8 protein-coding genes are annotated in these 10,926 nt (G+C 64.4%); 7 read left to right on the top strand and 1 reads right to left on the bottom strand.

The genetic code is table 11. From position 1 onward, the window contains the following. The 6 genes from K3178_RS14255 to K3178_RS14055 all read left to right on the top strand — a co-directional run. A partial coding sequence (locus K3178_RS14255; protein ID WP_247713820.1) for a DUF5801 repeats-in-toxin domain-containing protein occupies window positions 1–2,606 on the top strand: 2,606 nt, incomplete at its 5' end. A 34-nt stretch (window positions 2,607–2,640) separates the two neighbouring features. Then, the gene (locus tag K3178_RS14075) at window positions 2,641–3,348 is read left to right on the top strand and encodes an OmpA family protein (RefSeq protein ID WP_247713819.1); all 708 of its coding nucleotides are present in this window, start codon (window positions 2,641–2,643) and stop codon (window positions 3,346–3,348) included. Between the two features lie 15 nt (window positions 3,349–3,363). Beyond that, window positions 3,364–4,767, top strand: a complete 1,404-nt coding sequence (locus tag K3178_RS14070) for a TolC family protein (RefSeq protein WP_221572045.1) — start codon at window positions 3,364–3,366, stop codon at window positions 4,765–4,767. Between the two features lie 30 nt (window positions 4,768–4,797). Then, window positions 4,798–6,942: a type I secretion system permease/ATPase gene (locus tag K3178_RS14065; protein WP_247713818.1), complete on the top strand. Its 2,145-nt coding sequence runs from the start codon at window positions 4,798–4,800 to the stop codon at window positions 6,940–6,942. Then, entirely contained in the window at window positions 6,939–7,955 is a 1,017-nt protein-coding gene (locus tag K3178_RS14060) for a cell wall hydrolase (RefSeq protein WP_345719904.1), read from the top strand. The genes K3178_RS14065 and K3178_RS14060 overlap by 4 nt, the downstream gene beginning before the upstream one ends. After that, complete coding sequence (locus tag K3178_RS14055) at window positions 7,952–9,217, top strand: HlyD family type I secretion periplasmic adaptor subunit (RefSeq protein ID WP_221572044.1); 1,266 nt, start codon at window positions 7,952–7,954, stop codon at window positions 9,215–9,217. The genes K3178_RS14060 and K3178_RS14055 overlap by 4 nt, the downstream gene beginning before the upstream one ends. Before the next feature lie 62 nt (window positions 9,218–9,279). Here K3178_RS14055 and K3178_RS14050 read toward each other — a convergent pair whose 3' ends face one another. Next, the gene (locus tag K3178_RS14050; protein WP_221572043.1) at window positions 9,280–10,245 is read right to left on the bottom strand and encodes a transglutaminase-like cysteine peptidase; all 966 of its coding nucleotides are present in this window, start codon (window positions 10,243–10,245) and stop codon (window positions 9,280–9,282) included. A 140-nt stretch (window positions 10,246–10,385) separates the two neighbouring features. Here K3178_RS14050 and K3178_RS14045 point away from each other — a divergent pair, with 140 nt between their 5' ends. Then, window positions 10,386–10,919, top strand: a complete 534-nt coding sequence (locus K3178_RS14045) for an acyloxyacyl hydrolase (RefSeq protein WP_221572042.1) — start codon at window positions 10,386–10,388, stop codon at window positions 10,917–10,919. Window positions 10,920–10,926 lie beyond the last annotated feature (7 nt).

Genomic DNA, 10,926 nt, shown 5'->3' with positions numbered 1-10,926 from the left:
CCAGCAATGCGGTCGATATCTCGGGCAACATCAGCTTCGAGGACGATGGTCCTGCAGTCGCGATCGTGCTCGATGCCAATGCCGATGTGACGCTCGACGAGAGCGGCGATGGTGCCGGAGCGGTCACGCTCACGGCGGGTTCGTCCTACACGGCGGGCAATGATCCGGATGTGGCGGGTTCGAACGCGCTGTCGATTGCGACCAGCGGTACGGCGATCGTGGACTTTGCGGCCAACAATCCTGCGTATGGTGCTGACGGGCAGGGCGGCGATCCGACCTATGCGCTGCAGCTCGACGCGGTCGGCCCGCTGAGCAACCTGACGCTGACCGACGGCTCGACCATCACGCTGGTGGAAGAGAACGGCGTGATCTACGGCGTGGTCGACAACGGCACCTTCGCCGGCCAGGCGGCCTTCGCGATCGGTATCGATACCGATACGGGCGTGGTGACGGTCGAGCAGTATCTCTCGCTCGAACATCCCAACCCGAACAGCGACGATGAAGCCGTCACTCTCGATACCGGTGCGATCAGCGTGGTCGTGACGGTCGAGGACGGCGACGACGATACCGCGACCAGCAATGCGGTCGATATCTCGGGCAACATCAGCTTCGAGGACGATGGTCCTGCAGCAGTTGCCGCTGATGCACTGACCGGAACGAACGAGGCCGGCTTCTACATCGAGGCCCTCAACGGCGGCTTCGATGTCGATGCCAATTACGGTGCCGACGGCGGACGCGTAATTTTCACACAGGCGTCGATCGATGCTCTTGAAGCGCAGAACCTGACTTCGGGACTGGCCCCGCTTGAATACTCGATCTCCAGCGATGGCACCGTGCTCACGGCTGCGAAGGCCGGTGGCGGATCGACCGTCTTCACGATCACGCTCGACCCCGAGAACTTCGACGATCTGTATGTCTTGCAGATGTACCAGCCGCTCGATGCGGTGACGAATGTCGACTTCAACGACGGCGGGTACAACTTCGTGGGCGGTAACGGTGCGTGGGCCGGCTTCAACCAGCCCGGCACGAACGACAGCTTCGACCTGCTGCTGACGCCGGAAATCGGCGGTGTGAACAACGGCACCGTCAATACCTCCGACATCGCCGGCGGTGTGGGCTCGGGTAACTCGCTCGGCCTGAGCAGCGGCACCAACCTGCCCGAAACGCTCCAGGTCAACTACGTCCAGGATCTCGGCGGCGATCCCGGCGGTTCGGGCGGCTATGGCCAGCCGGGCAACCGCGACCACACCTTCGAGGAAAACCTGACCACCAATGGTGCCAGCGCGCTGTTCACCTCTTCGGCTGGTACGGAAATCAAGATCACCGCCTGGGACGACACCGACAATGACAACGATCTCGACGATGGCGTCCAGGACGACATCACCGGTATCGTGATCAGCAATGGCGGTGAAAGTTCCGAGCTTATTGCCGATCCGGGCAACACGAACCCCATCCCCGTGACTGTTGGCGGCGATAACTACACGGTCACCTTCAACAATGACGGTACCGTCAACGTAACGGGTGTGAACGGTTCGTCGGGTGCGCAGGCCGAAGGCACGCGCATCGCGGTCTTCACCGACCAGCAGGGCGTCGACCAAGGTGAGAATCCGGAAGCTGGATACACCACGCTAGAGTTCACCTATGTCTCGGGTGACACAATCAAGGTCGGCGATTTCGGTGCAACGATCCAGTCGGACGACCCGGTCGGGTTCACGGTGCCGATCTCGGTCATCGACAATGACGACGATGTCGTCAGCTCGGGCGAACTCGACATCACGCTCAACCCGGCAATGAACAATGCCGCGGTTCCGTCGGCCAAGGCGGCGTCGCTCGACATGGCGGTGAACGACAATGACGGTCTCGTCAGCCTGTCGACCGTGTCGACCGACCAGCAGGCGACCCGCATCGACATGCGGCCGCTCGAGATGGCCACGGTCGCTGCCATGGCAGCCGGCTTCTTCATGCCGGAAGTCCGTGCAGACCTGAATCAGACCTTCGGCGATCCCCGTTCGGCGGGTCACGATATGGTTAATTTCGAGTTTGCAGGCGGCTTCGACATGGCGGCGGTGCAGCTGCCGGAAGCTTACGCCATGAACTTCGAAGGCTTCGTCCAGTCCGAGCCCGGCTTTGCCGGCGGTGACATGATGGCGAGCATCCTCGGCACCCAGGTCGATTTCGGCGGCCGCATTGCCGACATGGCGATGCAAGTCCAGTCGGAAGGACCCGACTTCGCGGCGATGGCAATGCAGGCTCCGGAATTCTCCGGCGGTCCGAGCGCCTTCGAAGGCTTCGCCAACATGGATGCCGGCAGCGCGATGGAAGCGCTCCTCATGCTCGAAGCACCGGGCAAGATGGTGGACGTGGCCGCGATGCAGGAACCCGGGTTCGGAGTGGGCGAGGCTGTGGCCGAACTCGCAGCCGCAGCCCAGGTCGATGCGATCGTCGATTACTTCGCCGATGCCCATGACGGCGTGGCGATGGCGATCTCACCGGCTGAAGGATTGCTCGACAGCATGGTGGCCAACGATATGGCGCAGTTCGCCATGGGAATGGCCGCACAAGAACAAAACGACGATGTTGCCGCCCTGGCAGCGGCATCGGCCTAATCGCAGAGAGAAGTTTGCAACAAGGGGCTTTGCAATGAATAAAAAAGCAGCGATTTTCGCGCTTGCCGGAGCCGCGGCGGGATTAACTCCCACCGCGGCCTTCGCGCAGGATGACCTGATGGCTCTGGACGGGGACGAACTGCGCAGCGCGGTTCAGATGCGCTACGATGCCGGGCTTGCCATGACCAACGATCCCGCGATCGTGGCCGCCAACGACCCGCGTTACCTGTGGGCGAGCGAGGCCAAGGCCCAGTGCGGCATCGCGCTCGGCTATCTCAAGTCGAACACCAAGGATCCGGTCAGCCTCGGCCGCTGCGCCCTGGCATACGACATGATGAACCGGGCCCCGCAGCCGCGCGTTGCAGCACCCGAGCCGCAGCCCGCGCCGCGCCCCGAAGTCTGCACAGCGCAGGCACCCGGCCTGATCTTCTTCGAATTCGACAGCGCCACGCCGCAGCAGGATGCGGTCGAAACGGTCGAATACGTCGTCGAGAACGCGCCGGTCTGCAACTGGACCAGCTTCAAGGTCGTCGGCCACACCGACCGTGCAGGCAGCAATGCCTACAACATCGGCCTGTCCGAACGCCGCGCCGATGCCATCGAGAGCCTGATGGTCGCTCGCGGCATTTCCGGTGCGAGCATCACCACGGAGGCGGAGGGCGAGGAAAGCCCACGCGTGCCGACCGCCGACGGCGTGCGCGAGTTGCAGAACCGCCGCGTCGAAATCCTGGTCAACCAGTAAGGGAGGGGACGAGACATGCGTAAGACAACTCTCGCAACCGCCGCAGCGCTCCTGCTTGCAGGTTCGGCTCCGGCAGTCATTGCCCAAGACAACACCGGACAGACGGTAACGATGCAGGAAGCGATCTCGATCGCGATGCAGTCGAACCCCGACATCCTGCAGGCGCAGTACAACAAGGAAGCGATCGAGTTCGAACGTCGCCAGGCGCAGGGGCTGTTCCAGCCGCGCGTCGGCATCGAACTGGGCGCCGGCGTCCGCCACCTTGAAAACAACACGCGCCGCACGCTCGGCATTTCGGATGACGAGCTCTACCCGCGCGAAGCGGCTATCCGCGGCGAGTGGACCCTGCTCGACTTCGGTCGCCGTCGGGGCGAACTGCTGCGCCAGGCCTCGCGCGTGGACGGTGCGTCCAACCGCGTTGCCGAACGTTCGGAATTCATCGCCCTGCAGATCGCACGCCAGTATCTCGACGTGCTGCTGCAGGAACGCGTGGCAGCAGCCGCACGTGACAATGCGATGTTCCACCAGACGCTGGTGGGCGACCTCCAGCGCGGCGTGACCGAAGGTTCGATCTCGATCGCCGACCAGCAGCAGGCGGAAGAGCGCTACCAGTCGGCCCTCGTGCGTAACGAGGAAGCCGATCTGGACCTGCGCAACGCCTATATCTCGCTTCGCCGCCTGACCGGGCTCGACATCAACGTCGGTGCCCTGCCGCCGGATCTTTCGGCTGCCATGCCGGCCGACCTGCCGACGGCAGTGGGCCTCGCACGCATCAGCAACCCGCTGGTGCGCGAAGCGCAGGCGGACGTCGATGCGGCCAATGCCCTGGTGGATTCGGCAGAGGGCGACCTCTACCCGACCATCGGGATCGAGGCGAGCGGCCGTACCGGCAAGGACATCGATGGTTTCAAGGGCGAAACCAACGACATCCAGGCCCGCGTCGTGCTGCGCTGGGACGTGTTCGACGGCGGCATCAATCGCGCCAAGCTGCAGGAAACCATCCGTCAGGCCAGCCTTGCACGCTATGCCCTGCACGATCGCCAGCGCGAAGCGGAAGAAGATGTCCGGATTGCATGGCAGCAGCTGGACACGCAGCGTCGCATCACCCAGCAGCTCGATCGCCAGAGCCAGGTCAGCGACGACTTGCTGCTGAGCTATCGCAGCCAGTTCAACATCGGCCGCCGGTCGCTCTTGGACGTGCTCGATGCACAGAACACGCGCTTCAATACTCAGGTGCGTCTCGAAACGGCACGCTTCTCGCAATTGTTCGCGCAGTACCAGACGCTTGCTGCTACCAACCGCTTCCTCGACGCGCTGAGCATCGCACCGGGAGCCGGCTCCGGCCAGACCGAACGCGATCGCTTCGATTACGGTCCGCCGGTTGAAGCCGAACTGCAAAGGCGCGTCGACGGAGATTGAAGCAACGGAAAGGGGGTTTCCATCTAGGCAATGGAACACGCCAAGGCAGATATGATTGACGGGCGGGTCCTCGACCCGCTCGTCGACTGCATCGCGGAAGCGGCGAGCCGGTATGGCTTGCCGTTTTCGCGCACTACGCTCGTACAATTGCCGCGTAATCCGGATGGCCTCCTGCCGCAGCACCAGGCTCCGGCAGCGCTGGATCTTGCCGGGCTTAATCACGATTTGCTCCGGCAGAAGCGCCTCCCCACAAGCGGTAAGACCCTGCCAGCCATCGCTGCGCTCGAAGAGGGCGGCTTCGTCCTCCTGCTCGAATCGCAGGAAGACGAATTGCTCGTCTGGCGCCCCGAAACGGGGACAGAGACCTGGGAGAAGCGGCTCGACCTGGCCGAAACCTATTGGGGAATCCTCTTTCCCGTTTACGGCGATCCCGACCGGATGCGCGCCGACGAAGCGCCCTGGCATGCCAGGGCGCGCGGTCACTGGTTCTGGGGCGAGTTGCGCCGCGAGCGCAGCGCCTTCATGCCGGTCGTCCTTGCCTCGCTGCTGGTAAACCTGCTGGCGGTCGCGCTGCCGATCTTCACCATGAATGTCTATGACCGCGTCATCCCGAACCAGGCGCAGGAAACGCTGTGGGTCCTGGGTCTTGGCGTCGTGCTTGCCTTTGCGCTCGAATTCGCGCTGCGCCGCGCGCGCACCTCGATCGTCGACGAGATCGCGCAAAGGCTCGACCTCAAGCTGAGCCAGAAGATTTTCTCGCGCCTGCTCGCCATGCCGCTTTCGGAGCGCAAGGGGCACACCGGTTCGATGGCGGCGCGCGTTGCCGAATATGCCATCGTGCGCGACTTCTTCGCCTCGACTTCGGTCGTGCTGGTGGTGGACGTGGCGTTCCTCGTCATCTTCGTGGCCGTCATCGCGATCATCGCAGGCTGGCTCGCGCTGGTCCCGCTGACCATCATCGCCGCCATGGCGATTGCAGGCTTCATCCTGCAGAAGAAGGTCGTGGAGGCATCGCAGGACGCGCAGGCCGATTACGGTCTCCAGCAGACGCTGCTGGTGGAATCGCTGACCGGCGCGGAAACGCTCAAGGCCATGGGCGGGGAGGGCGGCATGCTCTCGCGCTGGCATCGCCTTGCCGATATCGGTGGCCATTCGCAGCTTCGCCTCAGGAACATAAGCTCGGTTGCAGTCAGCCTTGCGCAAGTCTTCCAGCAGATTTCGACCGTCGCGCTGATCATCGGCGGCTATTACCTCTTTGCTGCGGGCGAGATCACCATGGGCGCGATCATCGCGATCGTGATGCTGGCTTCGCGTTCGCTGGCCCCGGCAGGACAGATTGCATTCCTCCTTACCCGCGGCCGTCAGGCCAAGGAAACGCTGGAAAGCATCGAGCGCATGTTCGATGGCGGGGACGAGCGCAAGCAGGGTGCCAGTGTCGCACCTGCAGCGATCAAGCGCCCGACCATCCGCTTCGAGGATGCCGAATTCCGTTATGCTCCCGAAGCGCCCGCCGCGCTTTCGGGCCTCAACCTGGCCATCGAGCCGGGCGAGCGGATCGCGCTCGTCGGACGTGTTGCCTCGGGCAAATCCACTTTCGGGCGCCTGCTCTGCGGCCTTTATGCGCCGAGCGAAGGCGCGATGATGGTCAATGGCATCGACAGCCGCCAATACCGCCCGCAGCAGCTGCGAGAGGCCCTTGGCTTCGTGGGGCAGGATGCGGCGCTGTTCTCCGGTTCGGTGCGCGACAACCTCACGCTGGGTCGCCTCGGCCTGTCCGAAGAGGCCCTGCTGGAAGCCATGCGGGCAACGGGTGCAGACCAGTTCCTCAGCCGCGATGCGGGCGGGTTTGACCGCTCGGTTGGCGAAGACGGTCGCCAGCTTTCGGGCGGCCAGCGCAGCTTCCTTTCGCTTGCCCGCGCCATGGTCGAACCGCGCGAGCTCCTCTTCCTCGACGAGCCGACCGGCGCGATGGACAGCGAGACCGAGAAAATGTTCGTCGAACGCCTTTCGGCCTCGATCAGCCCCGAGCAGACGCTGGTGATTTCCACCCATCGCCCGGCGCTTTTCTCCGTCTGCAACCGTCTCATCGTACTCGACCGCGGCCGCGTGGCTGCGGACGGACCGATCAAGGAAGTGCTGGCCAAGGCCGGTGCGGCGCAGGGAGGCACGCTGTGAGCAAGGCGGGCATCGCACGCGCCAAGCGCGCCTGGGCTTTCTCGGTCCTTGCCGTGGCAAGCGCGCTGATCGGGACATCCGCTATGCTGGTGCCGCAGGAAAAGGCCGAGGCCATGGCACGGCTGGCGCCTCAAATGCAGGCCGACCTCGCCGACATGACGACGTCCGCCGAAGCGGAATCCACTCTCGTGGAAATCGACGAGGGCGATGCGCTGGCGAAGAACCTCGCCATCCCGACACTGGGCGGACGGATCGAGCGGGTGGGCCGCTTTGCGGGCATTCCCATGTCCTCCAACTACTACGGCACCGCGACCGATTGCCTTGCGCAGGCGGTCTATTACGAAGCCGCACTAGAGCCCGAACAGGGCCAGCGCGCGGTGGCGCAGGTCGTGCTCAACCGCGTGCGCCATCCCGCCTATCCCAACACCGTGTGCGGCGTGGTCTATCAGGGCTGGAACCAGCCGGTCTGCCAGTTCAGCTTTACATGCGACGGTGCGCTTATGCGCAAGCCGCAGGCAAATCTGTGGCGCAAGTCGCTCGCCATCGCCCGCGATGCGCTGGGCGGACGCGAGGTCTCCGAAGTCGGCACGGCGACGCATTACCATGCCGATTACGTCGTGCCCTACTGGGCCTTCCGTATGGGCAAGCTTGCGACCATCGGGCGCCATATCTTCTATCGCTTCCCCGGTTCGCCGGGCCGCGCCGCCAGCTTCTACGGCAATTGGGCGGGCCGCGAATTCAAGCCGCAAGTCGATTTTGCGCGTTTTCTCGCCAAGGATGACGAGCGGATCGCGCTTGCCGCCGAAGCCCAGTTTACACCCGGGCTGACAGTAGTGCCCGACGTCACCGACCGCCATGCCAAGGCCGATGTCGGCGGACGTATCGACACCACCAAGACCTGGCGGCTGACCATACCGGATCCGGTCCAGGCAAGCGCCGGCTATCGCGAAACGCTCAGCTCGCAGGGCGCCATCATCGCCGCCCCGGCACCTTCATCGGAGCAAGTGCAATGACTGTCTTCCAGCGTTGGAACACGATGAGCGCGGCGCAGCGCCTGATCGTCACCGCTGCAGTGGGAATGCTGCTGCTGTTCGCCTGGGCTGCTTTTGCGCAGGTCGACCAGATTACCCGCGGCGTCGGCAAGGTGATCCCCTCGAGCAAGGCGCAGCTGGTTCAGCCGGCCGAGCCCTCCGTCGTGTCCGAAATCCTCGTGCGCAGCGGGCAAAGCGTCAAGAAGGGCGACCTGCTGGTCCGCCTCGACGATTCGCAGAGCGCCTCGCAACTGGGCGAGCTCCAGGCCGAAACCGATCGGTTGGCCGCGCGCGCCCAGCGTCTCGATTCGGAAGCTTCCGGCGGGACGATCGGCTGCGAACCCGGCACGGCATGTGCCGAGGAAGCGCGCCTTGCGCAGGCACGCCGCGATACTGCGCGGGCCCGCGAAGCGTCGCTGGCCTCCGCGGTCGAGCAGCGCCGCCGTGACTTGTCCGAGGCGCAGGCAACGGCCTCCAGCCTCCAGAGCAGCCTTCAGCTCGCGCGCGAGCAGGTCGACATGCTGCGGCCGCTGGCGGCCAAGAATATCGTTCCGCAAACCGACCTTCTCCAAGCGCAGCGCGAAGTGGTCGACCTTCAGGGCCGCCTTTCGGCCGCCCGCCAGGCTGCCGGCCGCGCTTCGGCTGCAATCAACCAGGCGCAGGCCGATCTCAGCCAGGCGCGTGCCGACTTTCGCCAGCAAGCGCTTGCGGAGCGCAGCGAGATCACCACGCGTATCGCGGTGAACGAGGAAAGCATTCGCGGGGCCTCGGCCCGCCGCGACCGCAATGAACTGCGCGCGCCTTCCGACGGCATCGTCAACGACGTGCAGGTCACGACCGAAGGCGGCTTCGTGAATGCGGGCGAGAAGATCATGCAGATCGTGCCCGTGGGCGACAAGCTTCTGGTCGAGGCGCGCATTTCACCCAGCGACCGCGCCTTCGTGAAGGTCGGGGACAACGCCAACATCAAGATCACCGCCTATGATTTCTCGATCTACGGCGGGCTGAAGGGTAAGGTCGCGCAGGTCAGCGCAGACAGCATCTTCGACGAGGTCGAACGCGAGGCCTATTATTCGGTGGTTATCGAAACCGACCGGTCTTTCATCGAAAAGGGCGGCGTGCGCCTGCCGATCGTGCCGGGCATGGTCGCCGATGTCGCCATCCTGACCGCACGGCGCAGTGTGCTGTCCTATCTCTTCAAGCCGGTAAACCGCGCCTTCGATCGCGCGCTTACCGAGCGATAAAGGCTTCCCTTAGGGGGGAGAGAGGGGCGCGGGTGGCCTAGCACCTGCGTCCCTCATTTGTTTCAGTAACCGTGAAGCCAGCTCTGCTTTGCGCCGAGGCTCATCACCGGGCGATAGCCATGCGCGAGGCTCGCATCGAGCGGCGCGCTGCCGACATTGTCGAGCATCAGCCAGCCATCCCCTTCCTTCACCAGCAGAACCGCATGGTCGCGGCGGCGGATGAGGTCGCGGGCGAGCGTGAGGATCATGTCTTCGCGCGCCACGCCTGCAGCGGCGAGAAGTTCCATCTTGAGCAGGGCGAAATCTTCGCAGTCGCCCTTGCCGAGGCGCAGCGTGGTTGCGGCATCGGCCCAGTAATCGCTCTTGCCGTAAAGCTCGATGTCTTCGGCATGGCGGATTTCACGGTTCACCCAGCGGTTGACCGACGCGACGATGTCCGCGCGGCCGCGGCCATCGCTGCCGACGCGGCGAAGGGTGGCCGACAGATTGGTGCGGCCCGCACTCACGCGGTTCCACTGCGCATCGAAGCTTGTGCGCGCGATCGGCACCATCCGGCTTCCGAGGACGAGATCGCGCCGCGGCGTTGCGGCTGCGTAAAGAGGTTGCACGCTGCGCGGCACGGCAAAGCCCACCGGTCCCGCAACGGCGAACGGGCTGGCGGAGATCGCGCAGGCCTCGCTGCGACCGGCGAGCGGCGCGGCGGCAGGTTCGAAAGGCTTGGCAGGCGCACTCGAAAGCAGCGGATGCGACGAGGGAGCGCTTGCCTGGCGTGCGCGGATCGCGTCGAGCGCGCTCGCGCCCCCGATGATCTGGGCCGACTTGCTTGGGGCTGGGACGGCGATCGATATCGGGGAGTTGGCTGCCAGCGGTGCCGCTACCGGCGATCCGCAATCTCCGGCCAGCATCTCGGCAGTCTGGACCGCCACCAGCGGGGTTGCTGCCTGCGCGACTTGGGGTGCAAGCGCACACAGCACGGCGCCGGCGAGCGCGGTCCGCATGGTCGAGTGCTTGGAGAGTTTTCCAGCCATGCCTCCCGACTAGGGAAGCAAGTTCAAGGAACGGTTTCGCGTTTAGGTTAACGAGGGGGTAAGACCTTGCTTCAGCCCTCCGAAAGCTGCGCCGGGATAATACCTAACGACCCTTCCACGAAATATATGGAAATCACATCATGCGCTTCGCACGTCCGCTCGCAATGTTCACTGCGGTGGCAGGTCTCTTTCCTGCATCGGCCATGGCACAGGAAATCTATGGCGGGGTCTATGCCCACGCCGTCGACACGCCTTTCACTTTCGCCACCAACGAAGGCGGTGTGGACGTCCAGGCAGGTTTCCGTTTCGCTGAAATCGACGCGCTTGGAGGAATGCAGCCCTATGTCTTCGGCTCTGCAAATCTCTCCGGCGATACGAACTTTGCGGGCGTCGGTGTGGGCTGGAAGGCGGAAATCGGCCAGGTCTACCTGCGCCCCGGCGTAGGCCTCGTTGTGCATGACGCGCCTTCGCTCCGCGTCGATCCGGTGACGGGTTTCCGCACCGACCTCGGCAGCAGGGTTCTGTTCGAGCCGGAGTTGGCTTTGGGCGTCGATCTGTCGGATCGCTGGTCGGTGGAGGCGAGCTGGGTCCACATCAGCAACGCCCGGCTGTTCAACCGCGACCAGAACCCGGGCATCGACACGATGGGGCTGCGGGTGAACTACCGGATGTGAGATGCGG

It is taken from the genome of Qipengyuania sphaerica (genome assembly GCF_019711595.1).
Classification (GTDB): Bacteria; Pseudomonadota; Alphaproteobacteria; order Sphingomonadales; family Sphingomonadaceae; genus Qipengyuania; species Qipengyuania sphaerica.
This window is presented reverse-complemented; position numbering and strand designations above follow the sequence as displayed.

Bases quoted from the DNA above. Each gene is read 5' to 3' on its own strand.
- K3178_RS14050 (WP_221572043.1), bottom strand. From the start codon at position 10,245: ATGGCTGGAAAACTCTCCAAGCACTCGACCATGCGGACCGCGCTCGCC.
- K3178_RS14045 (WP_221572042.1), top strand. From the start codon at position 10,386: ATGCGCTTCGCACGTCCGCTCGCAATGTTCACTGCGGTGGCAGGTCTC.
- K3178_RS14055 (WP_221572044.1), top strand. From the start codon at position 7,952: ATGACTGTCTTCCAGCGTTGGAACACGATGAGCGCGGCGCAGCGCCTG.
- K3178_RS14070 (WP_221572045.1), top strand. From the start codon at position 3,364: ATGCGTAAGACAACTCTCGCAACCGCCGCAGCGCTCCTGCTTGCAGGT.
- K3178_RS14065 (WP_247713818.1), top strand. From the start codon at position 4,798: ATGGAACACGCCAAGGCAGATATGATTGACGGGCGGGTCCTCGACCCG.
- K3178_RS14075 (WP_247713819.1), top strand. From the start codon at position 2,641: ATGAATAAAAAAGCAGCGATTTTCGCGCTTGCCGGAGCCGCGGCGGGA.